At 40.5% G+C, this 16,761-nt stretch carries 16 protein-coding genes; 1 reads left to right on the top strand and 15 read right to left on the bottom strand.

Annotation, left to right across the window (positions count from 1 at the left end; genetic code table 11):
• A partial coding sequence (locus tag ACOYVE_RS05545; protein WP_422881332.1) for an IS3 family transposase occupies positions 1-96 on the top strand: 96 nt, incomplete at its 5' end.
• 1 nt (position 97) lies between these two features.
• On the opposite strand, the gene ACOYVE_RS05550 is transcribed toward ACOYVE_RS05545, so the two are convergent.
• The 15 genes from ACOYVE_RS05550 to rsmB form a co-directional block, all read right to left on the bottom strand.
• A complete protein-coding gene (locus ACOYVE_RS05550; RefSeq protein WP_041356033.1) occupies positions 98-631 on the bottom strand; it encodes a S8 family serine peptidase in 534 nt (177 codons plus the stop codon).
• A gap of 53 nt (positions 632-684) precedes the next feature.
• On the bottom strand, positions 685-1,296 hold the full coding sequence (locus tag ACOYVE_RS05555; RefSeq protein WP_157867371.1) for an outer membrane beta-barrel protein: 612 nt from the start codon (positions 1,294-1,296) through the stop codon (positions 685-687).
• A gap of 1,008 nt (positions 1,297-2,304) precedes the next feature.
• Positions 2,305-2,802 (bottom strand): thiol reductase thioredoxin, encoded by a 498-nt coding sequence (locus ACOYVE_RS05560; RefSeq protein ID WP_422881182.1) that lies wholly within the window; start codon positions 2,800-2,802, stop codon positions 2,305-2,307.
• On the bottom strand, positions 2,799-3,689 hold the full coding sequence (locus tag ACOYVE_RS05565; protein ID WP_014856419.1) for an NAD(+)/NADH kinase: 891 nt from the start codon (positions 3,687-3,689) through the stop codon (positions 2,799-2,801). Before ACOYVE_RS05565 ends, ACOYVE_RS05560 begins: the two co-directional genes overlap by 4 nt.
• Entirely contained in the window at positions 3,686-4,441 is a 756-nt protein-coding gene (locus ACOYVE_RS05570) for a glycosyltransferase family 2 protein (protein WP_014856418.1), read from the bottom strand. Before ACOYVE_RS05570 ends, ACOYVE_RS05565 begins: the two co-directional genes overlap by 4 nt.
• A 2-nt stretch (positions 4,442-4,443) precedes the next feature.
• Positions 4,444-6,306 (bottom strand): ABC transporter ATP-binding protein, encoded by a 1,863-nt coding sequence (locus tag ACOYVE_RS05575; RefSeq protein ID WP_014856417.1) that lies wholly within the window; start codon positions 6,304-6,306, stop codon positions 4,444-4,446.
• Positions 6,303-7,514, bottom strand: coding sequence for a hypothetical protein (locus ACOYVE_RS05580; RefSeq protein WP_014856416.1), 1,212 nt, complete (start codon positions 7,512-7,514; stop codon positions 6,303-6,305). The genes ACOYVE_RS05575 and ACOYVE_RS05580 overlap by 4 nt, the downstream gene beginning before the upstream one ends.
• A gap of 3 nt (positions 7,515-7,517) precedes the next feature.
• A complete protein-coding gene (xerD, locus tag ACOYVE_RS05585) occupies positions 7,518-8,408 on the bottom strand; it encodes a site-specific tyrosine recombinase XerD (protein ID WP_014856415.1) in 891 nt (296 codons plus the stop codon).
• Positions 8,409-8,411: 3 nt separating this feature from the next.
• Complete coding sequence (locus ACOYVE_RS05590) at positions 8,412-10,595, bottom strand: HD family phosphohydrolase (RefSeq protein WP_014856414.1); 2,184 nt, start codon at positions 10,593-10,595, stop codon at positions 8,412-8,414.
• On the bottom strand, positions 10,596-11,441 hold the full coding sequence (locus ACOYVE_RS05595) for an HAD family hydrolase (RefSeq protein WP_014856413.1): 846 nt from the start codon (positions 11,439-11,441) through the stop codon (positions 10,596-10,598).
• 94 nt (positions 11,442-11,535) lie between these two features.
• Positions 11,536-11,895: an STAS domain-containing protein gene (locus ACOYVE_RS05600; RefSeq protein WP_014856412.1), complete on the bottom strand. Its 360-nt coding sequence runs from the start codon at positions 11,893-11,895 to the stop codon at positions 11,536-11,538.
• 64 nt (positions 11,896-11,959) lie between these two features.
• On the bottom strand, positions 11,960-12,484 hold the full coding sequence (locus tag ACOYVE_RS05605; protein WP_041356030.1) for a hypothetical protein: 525 nt from the start codon (positions 12,482-12,484) through the stop codon (positions 11,960-11,962).
• Positions 12,485-12,488: 4 nt separating this feature from the next.
• Positions 12,489-14,501 carry an NAD-dependent DNA ligase LigA gene (gene ligA / locus ACOYVE_RS05610; RefSeq protein WP_014856411.1) on the bottom strand — a complete coding sequence of 671 codons (2,013 nt, stop codon included), beginning with the start codon at positions 14,499-14,501 and terminating at the stop codon, positions 12,489-12,491.
• Positions 14,473-15,330 carry a helix-turn-helix domain-containing protein gene (locus ACOYVE_RS05615; protein ID WP_014856410.1) on the bottom strand — a complete coding sequence of 286 codons (858 nt, stop codon included), beginning with the start codon at positions 15,328-15,330 and terminating at the stop codon, positions 14,473-14,475. The genes ligA and ACOYVE_RS05615 overlap by 29 nt, the downstream gene beginning before the upstream one ends.
• Positions 15,331-15,338: 8 nt before the next feature.
• A complete protein-coding gene (rsmB, locus tag ACOYVE_RS05620; protein ID WP_226990941.1) occupies positions 15,339-16,685 on the bottom strand; it encodes a 16S rRNA (cytosine(967)-C(5))-methyltransferase RsmB in 1,347 nt (448 codons plus the stop codon).
• Between the last annotated feature and the right edge of the window lie 76 nt (positions 16,686-16,761).

A 16,761-nucleotide genomic window follows, 5' to 3' on the forward strand; every position in this document is an offset into this window, starting at 1 on the left:
TACAACAGGCAGAGATTACATTCAGCTTTGGGTTATTTATCTCCGGTTGAATTCGAAGAAAAAAATAAGGAAGAAATTAAAGAAAGAGTTGCTTAACTTATTGTATACTTTTTGGGGGAAAGATCATTGCATAATCAATAGCATCAAGTACATCTTGGCTATTATCTGTATGTCCACTAAAACAAATTATATCTGCTCCATGTGCAACCGCCCAATTTAAACCTGTTACAAATTTTATCGGATTATTTATATTATCATCATGTGCTATCTGTATAGGCATTATTTTGCAGTTATAGCCAATGCTTGCAATGCCAATTCCATTATTAGTTCCAGCTGCCGCCGCTCCAGCACATGCGGTCCCATGCCAATAATTTCCATATGGATCTGTAGTATTATCATTATCAATAACATCATAACCTATCACCAACTTGTTTTGTAAATCAGGATGATTTGAATCAATGCCATTATCTAAAATAGCTATTATAATTGATGGACTACCAGTTGTTATATTCCACGCATTTTGAGCCATAATTTTATTAAGATTCCACTGGTATTGAATTAATGGGTCGTTTTGAGCATACATGGATATAATTGGAATTATTAAACAGAAAAAGAATAATTTTTTATACATTTTACCCTCCTTTTGAACAGGAAACATTTGATTATAAGATTTACTTTACAGTATTATCGTAATCTAAGACCTACGAGTATAAATGCGCCCACATTTTTCCATTCGCCTATATCATAATAAATCAAGTTACCTTTATATTGGTTCTTATTTATACCAATTTTCCCGACTAATTCAATAATTAAATTACTCTTTAACAATCCGAATTCTTTTCCAATACCTATATTTATGAAAATATTTACCGTCGGTAATTCTTTGGTAATATTCACTTCTCCTTTATAAAAAGAATAAATATGGTCGTAATACGAATAATTTGCATCCAATAAAATCGCGATACCGGGACCAATTAGACAATAGGTATTCCATAATGCTGGTGTTCTATACTTTAACAAAACAGGTATATCAAGGAATTGCGAAGTAACTCTTTGATTCAACTGTCCTTCAATTCCCGTATATATATTAATCTCAGCTTTAGTGTATTCATATGTCAACTCATTAATTAACGAGAAATTATCCGACAAAATGTTCTCGACATAAAATCCAAAAGAAATTCCTAACGGATATGAGCGTTTTAAAGGAGCACCGGAATTAGGGTTGCCTTTTAATGACATAAATTGCCAAACGCCCACTCCTGATTTAATTCCATAAATAACTTTATGTTGCGACATGCAATTATTGGAATAAAAAATAATTGCTAACGGTAGTAAACAATAAGTAATCCTGTAATATCTCATGTTATATTTAATGTAATTTGTTTTTAGAAATTATATTTATCTACGATACTTCTAATACTGCCTTCATCTCAGCCAGAGGCTGATGAGCTTATGACTGAAATTTCACCCTCAGTAAAATGAAATGAACTTACTCTAATCGGGAAGTATCTGCCCTGCAATTATTCTCAGATAATTTTACTAAATTTCAAAAAAAAAGTCAAGACTTTTTAACATAGGATTAGGGATTGGTGGTTAGGGGGGCTGGGGTTCTTGGTTTTGGGGTTCGTCGTTCTGGGGTTCTTGGTTTTGGGGTTCGTCGTTCTGGGGTTCTCGGTTTTGGAGTTCAATGTTTGTTGTTCGATTAGGGATTAGGGATCAGGGTTTAGGGATTAGTAGATAGAAATTCTTTTTTCTTTGTTATATTTTGATATACAATAGCTGATAGTTTTGATGTATAATATGCGCCTCTTTTTAACGAAGAACATTGAACCTCAGCGCTCCCGAACGCCCCCGTCTTTGCGAGGAGTGAGCTTTATGCGAATGACGAAGCAAACTCATATTAAACCGCAAAGCGCGCCACGGATGCAAAGGTCACGGTCACTCCGACTCCGCCGCAGGAGGAGGAAGAATCTCCAAGTCAGTTAAGTAAATCAATTAGTCATACAGATTCTTCGTCGTTCTGTCTACGTCGGATCTCCTCAGAAAGACAAATTACAGCGTTTGCATTATTCAATACAATGGTGAAAGGGAAATTAATACTTTATGTCTTTCTGAACCCGCCATCTGCGGGTGAAGAATCTCTATCTTTCCCCCCTAACTTCCGCACGAAGAACCTGCCCACCGGTAGGCAGGCGCCCGGACCTAAACGCGAATTTGGCAATGCCGGTAATTTTGTAATCTTGTTAACAGCAAAGCATTTCCGGACAAAAACGGAATTTATTAATTTGAAAATATCTGAATAAATCAATTGAGAATATTCGATAAATCTTTTTCAAGCGATTCTTCGGGCGTTTCTATAATTCTGCCCTTTTCCTCGTTGTTTTTGTAGATGATGAATGTGGGTACGAGCGCAATCTCTTTATCGCTTATGTCGATATCGTCCGCCTTTTTATTTCTGTCGACGGCGATCAGTCTTAAATTTTTATCGGAGAATCCGCATAGATCGAGAATTTTTAAGAATCGCGGAACTTCTCTTCGGCTGTCGCTGCACCATGTGCCGAACACAACTTCAATCGCGTATTCTTTTAAATTTTTCTTAAGACGCTCGATTACTAGCGTGTCCGGAGCGTAATTGTCATATTCTTTTTTGAACCACACGGAATAAGAGCTGTCGGTTAAATTTTCTCTCGTTATTTCGCCGATCAAAATATTCTTACCGGATTTTTCGTCGAATGTGAAGTTGCATTTTTCCTGCGCCAAAAGAGCGCCGGCAAGAAGTAAAGAAAATACAAGAATTTTCATTTCGATTCCATGTTTATGTTTCGGATGTCGAGTCCCCAGAAAAGTTTGTTTCTGAGTATTTCAAAATAATTCGATTTGTTCGAGTGAACGAGATTAAAACTGTTCCCGCCCTTTGTAATTTCGATTGCCACGGGCGTATTGCGTGAAATAGTACGTTGACCGTCGCAGTTGATATTTACTTTTCCGTAGAGCGAACGCGCAACGATTCTAATTTTCTGTTCGCCCGATATTACAAGCGGTCGCATTGTAAGTATATGAGGCGCAATGGGGCTCAATGTAATTGCTTTTGCTTTCGGATTTACAATCGGTCCGCCAGCGGCAAGCGAATACCCGGTGCTGCCGGTCGGCGTGGCAACTATAAGACCGTCGGCGGAGAATGTGGAAACATAGTCGTCGTCTATTTTAATTGTAAGCTCAATTAATTTTGCCCACGAGCCTTTGTCGATAACAATGTCGTTAATAGCGTATAGTTCGTCGTCTACGCCTTCAATCTTGCCTCTCAACGTCATCCTCTTTTCGACTATATAGCTTCCATTTTTCAAATCGCCCAAAAATTCTTTAAACGAATCGACGTCGAATTCCGCGAGGAAACCCATTTTACCGAGATTTACTCCGATAACGGGCGTTTCGGTATTTCGGATTGAATAGGCAGTAGACAATATTGTGCCGTCGCCACCGATCGAAACCACCATATCGGAATATTTGATCAATTCATCGAGCGGAAGAAAATCAGAATTTTTCACCGGGTCGGGAAACTCTTCCTGCATTCCGAGCATTATATTCGACAAAGCGTATTCGATACCAGCTTCTCTGATTTGCCTTACAAGCAGATCTACTGTATTGACAATATCCTCTTTGGAAATATTCGGTATTAAACCCAATTTCATTTTCTATCCATTTCCCATAATTTAACGTATTTGGTAAATACATAGAGCGACGAAAAAACAGACAGTATTAAACCGTGCAGGCCGTCCATAAAACCGAGACGTAATATATACATTTTTAGAAACAGAAACGGCGGACGCAACAATAAATCCCTCATGCCCGCTCTTTTACCTTTGGAATGTAATTCTCCGGCAGCCAGAGTAGTATAGTTGTTGAACTTTTCAAAATAATGTTTAACGTCCGGATCGGTATAGTGATTCAAATCATTTTTAAGATAACCTTTTTTCCCTTCGACCTGTAAACCTTCGTGAACATTCTTCGAGTCGAAACGAGCTCTGTTTTTATTAAAAAGCCGTAGGACGTAACCGGGATACCACCCGCAATGTTTAATCCACTTTCCCAGGAAGAAAGCTCTGCGCTTTATGTAATATGCATTGTGCCGCGGTTTACTCTTTTTGAAGTTTCTTAATTCCTCTTTCAATTCTGGGGTCAGTTCTTCGTCGGCGTCGATCCACAAAACCCAATCGTGTTTTGTTTTTGTCAAAGCGTAATTTTTAGTCGGTCCGTATCCCCGCCATTCGACCGTTTCATAATTCACATTCGGAAAAGATTTAACTATGTCTTCCGTGCCGTCAGTAGTTTTCGAATCGATCAGAACCACAATGTCGTCGATTACATCGTTCAGACTTTGCAGACACCTGCCGATATTATTTTTTTCGTTGCACGCTATTATAATAGCCGAAAGATTAATCATGATCAGGCAATATCCCTGAATTGAAGTTCGTATAATTTTTTATAAATCCCTTCTTCGTCTTTAATCAAATCCTCATGCTTTCCGTCCTGAACAATTTTGCCTTGTTCGAGCACGAGAATTCTGTCTGCGTTTCGGATTGTGCTCAGGCGGTGCGCAATAACGAATACTGTGCGGTTATGTAATAATCTTTCGATGGCTTCCTGAACCAGGACTTCCGATTCGTTGTCGAGCGCGGAAGTGGCTTCGTCTAAAATCATAATCGGAGGATTTTTCAGAATTGCCCGGGCAATCGATATCCTTTGACGTTGTCCTCCGGACAGCTTGGTTCCTTTTTCTCCGATTATAGTGTCGTACTTATGGTGCAATTCCATTATAAATTTATGAGCGTTGGCGGCTTTTGCCGCTTCGATTATTTTTTGATCGTCGCATTCGGTAAGTCCGTACGCTATATTATTCCTTACGGTATCATTGAACAATACCGTTTCCTGAGTCACTATTCCCATTAATTTTCTAAGGTCTTCAATTTTAAAAGACCGTATATCGAGTCCGTCGAGTAAAATGGCGCCTTCTACCGGATCGTAAAATCTGGGTATTAAATCGACAAGAGTGGTTTTACCCGCTCCGCTGCTGCCCACTATCGCGATTATTTTACCTTTGTTTGCGGTAAAATTAATATTATCGAGCACAAGCGATTCCGAATCTTCATACTTGAACGATACGTTTCTGAATTCAAGTTTATCATTGAAATCATGGAGCGGCGCTGGATTCTCAGGGTCTTTGATAGAAGGTTCGGTGTCGAGTATTTCGAAAATTCTGTCGGCTGCCGCGCTCGATTCCTGAATTCTGTTGTTTACGCTGCTGAGTTCTTTTACTGGCGGCATTAATTGAAATATGGCAAAGAGAAATCCGATGAACTGACTTGCCGTTATCGATTTATCGACAAGCACAAGCTGAGCGCCGAAATAAATAATAACCACGCCGACGATTACGCTCAGGAATTCCGTAGTAGGGCTCGATATATTTCTTATACGCGTTATTTTTAAAGAGAGTCTGAAAAATCCTACTGTCTCTTCTTCGAACTTACGATTTTCATATTCCTCCATCCCAAAAGCCTTAACGACCTTTATGCCAGTGATCGTTTCGTGAAGACGGTTTGTAAGGTCTGCAATTTTCTGTTGCAACAGTCCGCTTTGCTTTCTGATAATCAGTCCGATATAACTGATTACAATTAGCGAAAAGGGAAGCACAATCAGCGAAAACAGAGTCAGTTTCCAGCTTATGGCGATAGCTATTCCCAGAAAAACCACTATCTTCAGCGGTTCTCTGATCAGGTTTAGAAAAACGGCGGATATGCTCGAATTGACGGCGTTGACGTCGTTCATAATTCTCGATATCAAGTTGCCCGTCTTTTCGTTTTTAAAATAGCTCATCGGCAATTTATGAAGATGCCGATAAGCCTGATTCCGCAAATCTTTTATTACGCCCTGCTCGACGAACGCAAGGAAATAAGCCTGCAGATAGCCGAACAAATTTTTACCAAGGAAAGCGATAATTATAAGCGCGCATATTTTAATCAATACTTCGGAAACGGAGCCCGCAAAAATAAACGTTTGTATTTCATTCAAAAGCCTGTTCACTTCCCTCACAATCCAAAAATCGCCGCCCGAATTTATTCCGCTCTTTTGCAAAACCGCGGACGAGCCTTCGCTCACTCCCTTTTGTTGAAACAAAGTATCGAGAAGAGGAATCGACAAATAAATAGAAGCGCCGTCGAGCAAAGCCGAAAATATCGTAAAGACTATGGAAGCCGTCAGGTGTTTCCAATAAGGTTTAAGATAACCGACTATTCTGAAATATGTTTTCATAACATAAATTTAAGACCGCATCCTCCGGGAATATTAATGCGATCGTATATTTTATCGTTTGCATAATCGTATATTCCGATGCCGGATATACCGTTATTTTCTTCGTCAAAAAATAATAAGTTTCCGTGAACTAATAAATTCATGTAATAAGGTCCGTAAAAAGTTCGTTGTATCTTCATAGAATTATTGTTGATAACAATCAATTCGGGTTTTCTGTTATTTCCCTTTGGCTTAAAAGTAAGGAACAGATAGCTTTCATCGGGGCTCCATTGTGTGTGCGACAATTCTCCTTCATACTCCTTAATCAGAACTTCTTTATTCTCTTCGAGGTTTTTCAGGTAGATAAAACTTTCGCCGTTCTCAAATATATATCGGAAGTGGAATTTTCCATTCGGCGAAACCGAAATCGGTTTCAAAGCCGACGGTTTGGGAAATCCGTCCTTTGTCAAATCGAATCTTCTCTCGTATAAATTTGAGTAAGCGCCTTCTTTGTCGAATGCATAGATCGATTGAATAAGTATTTGCGGATCCAATGTATCCGGTTTAGTAAAATTTACTTTGAATGTATCTTCGTTTTCCCAATAAGAATAAATCTGCAAACCTCTACCGAAATAAAGCAATTCATTCAGTTCGTCTCTTTGAGTCCGATAATGGTATAATCTGGCGTCTCTTACGAACGGGAACTCGCCTCTAATTCCCCAGCTCAAAGCGGTAATTATAAACGCATAATTTCTGTCTTCGGAATAACTGAGAGATAGCGCTTTTCTGCCCCAGCGGCTCCAGTACGGAATCGATTTCTTTTTTACAAGATCGTATTTGTAGAGCGACTGCCTGCCGTGATAATTTCCTATGAACAATAATGTTCTATAATTATCTTTTACGAATTTATCTTTGTAATAAATCCGGTAGTTGACGAATCCGGATTTTGCCAACAATTCGAATCCGGCTTTACCCGCTTCGAATACTGACGGATAATTCCCCGACGTCAAGAGATAAACGCCCTGAGGGCTTTTTTTAATCTCATATTCGGTCAACAAGGAGTCGTCAAGCGCGGCGGCGTATTGAACGAGTTTCAAAGAATCTTTCGATTCTTTCAGCACCAGAGTATAGCCGTCGCTTACTTCAACTTCCTTTTCGGGAGTGCAAAGTATGATCAGAACAAAAATCGAGGCAATCAGAAACAATATTTTGATTTTTTTACCGTTCATTATTTATCCGCGCGGATGATGATCCCGGTGCGTCTGTTTGACAAATTCCCTGTCGATATGGGTGTATATTTGAGTAGTCGAAATATCGGCGTGACCGAGCATTTCCTGAACCGCTCTCAAATCGGCGCCTCCTTCAATCAGATGCGTTGCAAACGAATGTCTGAAAGTGTGCGGATGAATTTCTTTTTCGATGCCCGCTTCATTCGAATAACGTTCGAATATTTTCCAGATCCACATTCTCGATAATTTGGCGCCGCGTCTGTTCAGGAAAACTATATTTTCCGACTTAACTTTATTCTTCAAAAAAGGTCTGCCTCTTTTAAGATAGTCGTTAACCCAGTAAACTGCGCTGCTTCCCACCGGCACATATCTTTCCTTAGAGCCTTTGCCCAATACTCTTACCACTTCGTCTTCAAAGAGCAAGTCGGGTATTCTCAAATTTATCAATTCCGAAACGCGCAAACCGGACGAATAGAAGAGTTCCAATATGGCTCGATCCCTCAATCCTATCGGTGAAGACACGTCCACGCATTTCAATATCGAATCGATTTCTTCAACCGAAAGAACCGACGGGAGTTTTCTCGACTTGGGAACTCCGGAAAGTTTTTCGGTAGGATTCGACGAAACATAGTTCATACTTTCAAGGAAATTCCAGAAGCCTTTGATTGCCGACATATATCTTGCCGAAGTGGAGGAATCGATGCCAATCCGCCTTATTTCCTCAAAATACTTGGCAATAATTTCGGACGTAACTTCGTCCGGGTCGGAGATGCCTTCTCTGTTTAGAAAATCGAAAAACTTTTTCAAATCGGATTGGTAACTGTTCACCGTATTTTCGGAAAGATTTTTTTCGTACAAAAGAAGAGTCGAATATTCTTTGAGAAAAGCTTCCATCTGCTACCCTTCTTTTTTATTATTTTCCATTTCGTCCTGCTTCGGGTAACGTATTCTTTTGTGATGCTGTCCGATAAGAATATTTTTAAAAGACTCTCTTATTTTTTTAATATCTCTGAAAGTAAGAGTAGAATTGTCGAGCTGTCCGTCGGAGATACGGTCTTCAATAATATTGTCAATTACGTTTTCAATTTTCTGCGGCGTCGGATCCGTCATTGCGCGAACCGTCGATTCGCACGCGTCGGCAATCATAACGAGAGCGGTTTCTTTCGTATTCGGTTTGGGCCCTTTATAACGGTATCCGTCGATTTTCACATTAGCTTCGCCGTATAATTCTTTGGCTTTTTCGTAAAAGTATTTTATTACCATAGTGCCGTGATGCATCGGAATGAAATCGATAATTTCCTGAGGCAGATTGTATTCCTTCGCCAGTTCTATTCCTTTGACGACATGGTCAATAATAATTTTAACGCTCTCCTCCGGTTTCAATTTATCGTGAATATTTTCGGCTCCCGATTGATTTTCTACAAACCCGGTCGGTTCCGCCAATTTACCGACGTCGTGATAATACGCTCCTACGCGCGCAAGTATCGGATTGGCCGAAATTTCTTCGGCAGCCGATTCCACCATTGTTCCGATTACCATAGAATGGTTGAATGTGCCGGGCGCTTTTCTGGCAAGCTCCTTGAGCAACGGATGATTGAAATCCGTCAGCTCCAGCAGCGTGAGATCTGTTGTTATGGTAAATATTTTTTCGATAAAAATAATCAATCCGTACGTAAGCACAGGGCTTATCAGCGCATTCGACGCGGCATAAATTAAACTGAATCCCATTTGATTCAGAGTGTCGAATCTTTCGAGTCCGAACGCCACAATGCTGATAAAATACCCCATAAGAATAAAAATGAAGGAACGGAAAATCTGGTTCCGATTTTTGATATCCCTTACGGTATATGCCGCAAGCGCGCCCGCGACTATATTCATAACGGCAAAGATATAATCGTTTCCTCTCAAGCCTGCCACAATCAAAGCCGTTACAACCGTTCCGTAAAATCCGACCCGCGAATCGAAAATAATAGTCAACAGCATTGAAGACGCCGCCACCGGAACTAGCAGCTCTGCTTCGACGGGTAAGTCGAGCTGATATATTAAATAGGCGAAGAAACTTACAAAAAGGAATACTATGGAGATGAGAAGTATTCTTACGTTGTCGTTATAAATTTTCTTTCGGAACAAATAGATATACAAAATAAACGGAAGCAGTATAATTCCCACATGGAGAAATTTGCCGATACTCTGAGTAATCTTACCCAGATAAGTTATCTCTTCGCCTTTGGCAATTCTGTATGAATCGATTTTTTGTTTTATTTCGGGCGTAATCCTGTCGTGCTTGGCAACTATCCTCTCGTTTTCATTTACAATTCCGATAACCTTCGGTACTCGATCCATTGCAATTTGAATAGCCATCTGCGTGTCGTCGTAACTGAAATTAATATTCGGTTTTAGGAAATAGAGGATATATTCAGTCAGAGCGGAAACCAATTCGTCGTTGTTGCCGGCGTTCGCTCTCAAATAACTTTCGATAAATTCACTCACCGAGGAAATATCGAAGAAAAAAGTTTTCGGGTATATCCTTTCGTATTTCCCCTGGCGAACCGTTATGCTATCCCTTTTAATATCCTGGTAGGACTGGTCAATCAGTCCCCGTTGATAAATTCTTTTTATCAGCTCTTCCGATAAATTAAGCAAGTTTCTAAAGGAGCGAATTTGCAAATTGCCAAACGACGCCGGGTTTCTCTTGAAGCGATAAAATATTTCCGCCGATGAATTACTTAGCGGAATATATTTGAAGAATTCTTCTTTGGATAATCTTTGCTGTAGGAATTTATTGTATCTCTTAAGAGAATCGAGGCTTGCCCGGGCGACGTTATCGTCTCTTATGAATACCGGAAGCACTCTGGCGGCAGCGGCTTGCCTTTCTTTTTTGTATGTTTCTGCATCTTTGAGAATTTCAAACGTCTTCGAAGCGATCAGGTCGTCCTGAATCCATATTGAACCGACGTTTACTTCGGACTCAATAGTTTCGCCGGTCGGAAACATAAAAACAATAAGCAATACGGTAACAAAAGCCGTAAGGAGCTTTATCTTGAAATCGGTTCTGTAATTCTTGTTTTTAAAGAAACTCATTTACGACCTGGCTTTTAAGAGCAGATGAAGAAACTCATTGATACCGCCGTTATTGTTGTCGCCTTTGGTAATCATATCAGCCAATCTTTTTAATTCGGGAATTGCGTTTGCCATGGCTATTTTTACGGCGTTCGTTTCAAAAAGCGATATATCGTTGTACCAATCTCCGATAACCGCTGTTTCCTTAACGCTTATTTTCAATTTGCGGCAAAGTTTAATTAAGCCTTTACCTTTACTCGACCCGATATTTCGGATTTCGAGATAATAGATGCCGCCGTGATCGTGCGATTTATAATAATTGCTTCGCACGCCGTATACATAAGGGAAACTCATTTTATGAGCCGCCCTCGAAATGTTATCCCTGTAATCGCTCATCATAACAATTTCCAACACTTCCGATACATATTCATTGTAATCGTCAACCTTTTTGAATATAGCTCCGTATTTTTCAAGCAGTTCCAAAGCCTGCGTATTTCTGGTAGTATAATAAACCGCGTCGGCTCCGCATAGAACGTGAGTCAAAGAATATTTGGCAGCCAGCGACAAAGCTCTTTTAACATGTTTTTCCTTTATATGCGACTCGTAAAGCACTTCGTCGTTAACGGGATTCACGATATGAGTTCCGTCGAGAGCAATAATCGGAATATTGATACCGAGATTCAAAATATGCATCGCAACGGTTTTGGCCAATCGTCCAGTGGCAATTGTAAACATCACTCCTTTTTCTTCGAGCAATTTTACGAGCTTAATCGTATCTTCGTTCAGTCTGTCATTGCTGTCGACCGCAGTACCGTCGAGATCGAAAACTACCAATTTGATTTTTCTTAATATTTCCGGATTAATCATAATTAATGGAACATTTGGTATTTATATATAGGAATTTGGAAGACATATATCAACAAATTTATTGAAATCAATGAGATTGAAATTAGGGAAAAGGTTAATCTTTCCGAAGCTCTTGCAAAGCTTCGTCCACCGTATTATGGATATAGAGCACTCTGTCGAGCTGAGAGATTTGAATTAGTGTTTTTACGTTCTTTGTGGGTGCGGCTAATCTAAGAATTCCGTCATTAGCTTGAAGAATACGATATGCCAGAAGTATTGCGCTCAATCCGGAGCTGTCGCAATATTCCACTTCCGAAAGGTCAATAATAAGTTTATGTATATCGCCCGTATGAAGCAGAATAGTGAACTCGCCTTTAACAAAGCCTGCTATCGAAGTGTCGAATCTTTTTTCGTTGAGCTTGAATATCGCAATGTCTTCGATTTTCTTTAATTCGTAATTTATATTTTCATTCATTTTTATTCTTCTCTTTTCCCAATTACAAATCTAATAATTCATTTAATTATTAAAAAGCAATATCTTAAAACATGCTAAAAAAACTTATCAGACTTCTGTAGAACACGGCGGGTTCTTTTGCGCTCGAATGATAGTGAAAATTGTAAAATTCCAGCAGTTCGCCGTTGTGCGAAGCAAAGCGGATTTTGCCTTTTACCGAATTAGAGGCGGCTGCGAAAAAAAGTTTTCCCGGTCGATTTAAATCGATCACCAGATCGCATTCGATTTTATTCAATTTTTCATTCAGCGATTTGGAAGGCAGATTCAAACGAGTTATATCGTTCTCGTCGTATTCAATCTTTGCCACGTTGTCCGATACTTTTTCCGACAGTTGCTTTTTTATAAGTATCGCCACTTTTTTGCCGTGCAGGGTAAAATACCTGACAACATCGATGGCTTCGTCAAATCCTGCAAGCTTTTCGGGCATTATTATAAAAACTCTCTTCGACTTAGTTATCAATCCGTTGTAAACGGTCTGTTCGCCCGGCTTTTTCTTCAATCGTAATTTAAGCAGGAATCTGCCGATATTATATTTAATTTTTTCCAGCATGCAATTATTTAATCATGTTCAGAAATTCATCTTCGCTTATAATTTTCACGCCGAGTTTGCGAGCCTTATCGAGCTTGGAACCCGCTTTTTCGCCGGCTACGAGGTAATCCGTATTTTTACTGATTGCAGACAGAACCTTGCCGCCGTTGGCAATTATCAATTCTTTTGCTTTATCCCGCGACATGGACGAGAGCGCGCCCGTAAGTACAAATGATTTGCCGCCGAGCTTATCGGATATTTTTTTTTGTTCGTCCATTTTAAATTTAAGACCGGCTTTGCGCAATCTTTCAATAATATCGAGGTTCTTGGGATCGGAGAAGAATCGTTTGATGCTTTTGCTAATGCTGGGTCCGATATCCTGAATCGATTCGATTTCTTCTTCGTCTGCTTTCATCAATTGGTCTATCGAGCCGAAATGCTCGGCAAGTTTCTGTGCTGCGCCGGCTCCGACGTAACGAATACCGAGCGCAAAAAGAACTTTGTCGAAGCTCCGGTTTTTGCTTTCTTCAATCGATTTAAGCAGATTATCCACGCTCTTTTCGCCGAGCCTTTCGATTTTTATCAATTCATCCCGTTTCGTTTTCAAAGAATAAACGTCGGCATAATCTTTCAGGAAACCGAGATCGACGAACAAATTAATCAACGATTCGCCCAATCCGTTGATGTCCATCGCTCCCCGAGATGCAAAATGAGCTATTCTTCCCTTTATTTGAGCGGGGCATGCCGGATTCTCACAATAGATTGCAACCTCGCCTTCAGGTTTAAAAAGTTTAGAGTTGCATACCGGACATTTGTCGGGCAATTTAACTTCGACAGAATTTTCGGGACGACGACTTAAATCTACGCTCACTACTTTTGGAATCACGTCGCCGCCTTTCTCGATTACAACCGTATCGCCTTCTCTTATATCTTTCCTTCTGATTTCATCGATGTTATGAAGAGTAGCGCGGCTGATAGTGGAGCCCGCAAGAAATACCGGTTCCAATTCGGCTACGGGCGTAAGCGTACCCGTCCTTCCTACCTGCCAAACAATTTTTTTCAATTTTGTTTTTTCCTGACGGGCTTTGAATTTGAAAGCCACAGCCCATCTGGGCGATTTGGCAATATTGCCGAGCATTTGCTGCTGACGTATCGAATTTACTTTGATAACCGCGCCGTCAATTTCATAAGGCAGCGTGTAACGTTTCCCTTCCCATTCCCTGCAAAATTCTATAACGTCCTCGATCGAACCGCACAATCTGTAATTGGGATTGACGGGCAGACCCATTGCTTCGAGTAATTTCAAGTTTTGATACTGCGATTCAAGCGCTTCGCTTTGAGAATAGAGATAATAAACAAATATTTTGAGAGGTCTTTTGGCTACTGCTTTCGGGTCGAGCAATTTAATTGTGCCGGCAACGAGATTACGCGGATTGGCAAAGGTTTTTTCGCCGTTCAATTCGCGTTCGGCGTTAATTTTTTCAAAGTCGTCCAATTCCATATAAATTTCGCCGCGTACTTCCACGTCCTCCAGTCTGTATCCTTCTACTTCCGTTTTAACCGAAAGAGGGAGCGATTTTATGGTTTTGACGTTATTTGTAATTTCCTCTCCGGTTGTGCCGTCGCCCCTTGTAGCGGCGCGTACCAGGATTCCTTTTTCATAAATAACAGATACGGAGACTCCGTCAATTTTCAATTCGCATACGTATTCAACTTTTTCGTTTTCGGGAAGTCCTTCTTTAACCCTGCGATTGAAATCATAAAGCTCTTCCTCGTTATACGTATTCGAAAGAGAAAGCATAGGGATACGATGAGCGACCGGCTTGAATTCGTTCGTAATATCCGAACCGACTCGCTGCGTAGGCGAATCGGGGGTAACGTATTCAGGATACGTCTTTTCGAGCTCCACGAGCTCTTTATATAATTTGTCATATTCGTAATCTGAAATGACAGGCTGAGCCAGCACGTAATACCGGTAATCGTGCTCTTTTATTAAACGGCGCAGTTCTTCAATTCTTTTTTGAGGATTCGTTTTCATTTTTCTCGTTGACGGGAATTAAATAAGAGCGAATAGTATCGAGCGAAATATAATAATTTCTTACTTCGGCATATTCGCCCGCCGGTTCGACGGGTTTGTCGTTGAATTTCATTTTCACATACGCAGCATTGCCAACCGCCACATAAAATTTGTCCGCCGCTTTGAAATTCAATTTTGTATTCTGCGGAACTATTTTCTGCAGAGTTTCTACCGTATCGCATACCACTTTAATCCAGACTGTACCGGTAGTTTCCACATATAAATGAAGACTATCGTCTTCAGGCGCGGCAATTTGTTCTTCTTTTTGCACGACCGACGAGTCGAGTTCGAACCGATCGCTTTGCGATTCCACCGCCTCAGTTTCCGGCTCGACTATCGAAAGCTCGGATTTTTTATCGGAAAGGAACAGGAAATAAATCAAAAAAATAACGGCTGCGACCGCTATGACTATATAAACATACTTTTTGTTAAACGGGTCGGGAGAAGAAGATTTATACTCGGGAAAAAGTTCATCGGAACCGGGCAAAACTTTTTTTTCGTCAGCCGAGGCGCTCGGCAGTTCCTCTTTCAATTCCTCCACTTTTCCTTTGCTTGCAGTTTGGTATTTTTTAACCGTTTCTTCGGGATTCAATCCTATAAAATCAGCGTACTCCCTGATAAACGCTTTTATGTAAATTTCAGGCAGTACGTCAAAATTGCCTTCTTCGAGTTGTTTAAGAAAGTTGATATCGATGCGGGTATGATTTGAGATTTGTTGAAGCGTAAAGCCTTTTTCTTCACGAAGGGATTTTAATTCTTCGGCAAATTTTTTCAAGGCTTCTTTAGCCATTGTTATCTCTATTTGATTTTTGTTATTTTAGCCGCAAACGAGCCGTCAACTCCGTGAATATGCGGAAGCGTTCTTACATAACCGTTTTCGTCCACATAATCCTTTGCAATTAGATCACCCGCCGGCTCCAACTGAAAATCCGGATTCTTTTCGAGAAACTTAATTATCAGTTCGTAATTTTCTTCCGGTTCGATTGTGCACGTGCTGTAAACAAGACTGCCTCCGGGTTTTAGCAGCGACGCACCTTTAGTCAATAAATCGTATTGAATATTAACAATTTTTCTGATATCTCCCAAATCTTTCTTCCACTTAAGATCGGGTTTTTTTGTAAGAGTTCCCAATCCCGAACAAGGAGCGTCAACAAGCACCCGGTCGAAAAGCCTGTCGTCTTCGTATTCGAGAGCGTCGATTGCATGCGTACGTACGTTGGTTACTTTGAGTCTTTCGAGATTCTTTTCCAAAATTTTGAGTCTGCTATCGAATCGGTCGAGCGCCACAATTTCGCCTTCGTTTTTCATCATGTCCGCAATAAAAGCGGATTTGCCTCCCGGCGCGGCGCACAAATCGAGCACACGCATTCCAGGTTCCGGTTTCAGTAATTTTACAGGCAGTCCCGTACTTTCATCCTGAACGGTAAAATATCCGAGTTTGAAATACTTCCAGTCGGTGATGTTTACAAGATTATTCAATCTAATAAATTCAGGCAGCAGTTTACTGTCGGTATATCTCAATTCGACTTCGTCGAGAAGTTTTTTTAATTCCTCCATAGTCGTCACGAGATTATTAACCCGCAAAGCCAGCACCGGTTTACTGTTATTTGCCGCCAGCAATTTTTCCGTATTTTCCCTGCCGAATCGCGCAAGCCATCTTTTGACCATCCACGAAGGATGAGAATAATATGCGCTCAAATAAGCCACCAGGTCTTCTTCGGGATCGGGATATCTGATCCCGTCTTTATTTCTGATAATATTTCTCAAGAGAGCGTTCGCCAGATCGGCATATTTTTGCCCTTGCAATTTTTTAACGAATTCAACAGCTTCGTTGACGGCGGCGTAATCGGGCACTTTGTCGAGGAAAAGGATTTGATATAGAGCCACTCTCAGAGCATTCTTTACGTTTGGAACGCATTTAGAGAATTGCCCCTTATAAAATCCTGTTAGAATCCAATCGAGTCGCCCCATCCATCTCATCACACCGTGAACGATTTCGAAAAGGAGCGCTTTATCCAAACTGCTGAGGTTGGAATTTTTCAATTCGATTTCGAGCAATTTATCGAGATACGCATCCGTTCTGTCGACACGGTTAAGAATTTTGACAGCGTGTCCTCTTACACCTTCGTACAGATTGGAGCCCATAAGATTTATTGTAGTTGATTCATTCATAATTTAAAAGGTATATAATGACAGGAAGGTTTTTAAAAATAAAAAGGGC

It is taken from the genome of Melioribacter sp. (genome assembly GCF_049325435.1).
GTDB classification, from domain to species: domain Bacteria; phylum Bacteroidota; class Ignavibacteria; order Ignavibacteriales; family Melioribacteraceae; genus Melioribacter; species Melioribacter roseus.

Coding starts and splice junctions, on each gene's coding strand:
- ACOYVE_RS05550 (WP_041356033.1), bottom strand. CDS start 631: ATGTATAAAAAATTATTCTTTTTCTGTTTAATAATTCCAATTATATCC.
- ACOYVE_RS05555 (WP_157867371.1), bottom strand. CDS start 1,296: ATGTCGCAACATAAAGTTATTTATGGAATTAAATCAGGAGTGGGCGTT.
- ACOYVE_RS05560 (WP_422881182.1), bottom strand. CDS start 2,802: ATGAAAATTCTTGTATTTTCTTTACTTCTTGCCGGCGCTCTTTTGGCG.
- ACOYVE_RS05565 (WP_014856419.1), bottom strand. CDS start 3,689: ATGAAATTGGGTTTAATACCGAATATTTCCAAAGAGGATATTGTCAAT.
- ACOYVE_RS05570 (WP_014856418.1), bottom strand. CDS start 4,441: ATGATTAATCTTTCGGCTATTATAATAGCGTGCAACGAAAAAAATAAT.
- ACOYVE_RS05575 (WP_014856417.1), bottom strand. CDS start 6,306: ATGAAAACATATTTCAGAATAGTCGGTTATCTTAAACCTTATTGGAAA.
- ACOYVE_RS05580 (WP_014856416.1), bottom strand. CDS start 7,514: ATGAACGGTAAAAAAATCAAAATATTGTTTCTGATTGCCTCGATTTTT.
- xerD (WP_014856415.1), bottom strand. CDS start 8,408: ATGGAAGCTTTTCTCAAAGAATATTCGACTCTTCTTTTGTACGAAAAA.
- ACOYVE_RS05590 (WP_014856414.1), bottom strand. CDS start 10,595: ATGAGTTTCTTTAAAAACAAGAATTACAGAACCGATTTCAAGATAAAG.
- ACOYVE_RS05595 (WP_014856413.1), bottom strand. CDS start 11,441: ATGATTAATCCGGAAATATTAAGAAAAATCAAATTGGTAGTTTTCGAT.
- ACOYVE_RS05600 (WP_014856412.1), bottom strand. CDS start 11,895: ATGAATGAAAATATAAATTACGAATTAAAGAAAATCGAAGACATTGCG.
- ACOYVE_RS05605 (WP_041356030.1), bottom strand. CDS start 12,484: ATGCTGGAAAAAATTAAATATAATATCGGCAGATTCCTGCTTAAATTA.
- ligA (WP_014856411.1), bottom strand. CDS start 14,501: ATGAAAACGAATCCTCAAAAAAGAATTGAAGAACTGCGCCGTTTAATA.
- ACOYVE_RS05615 (WP_014856410.1), bottom strand. CDS start 15,330: ATGGCTAAAGAAGCCTTGAAAAAATTTGCCGAAGAATTAAAATCCCTT.
- rsmB (WP_226990941.1), bottom strand. CDS start 16,685: ATGGGCTCCAATCTGTACGAAGGTGTAAGAGGACACGCTGTCAAAATT.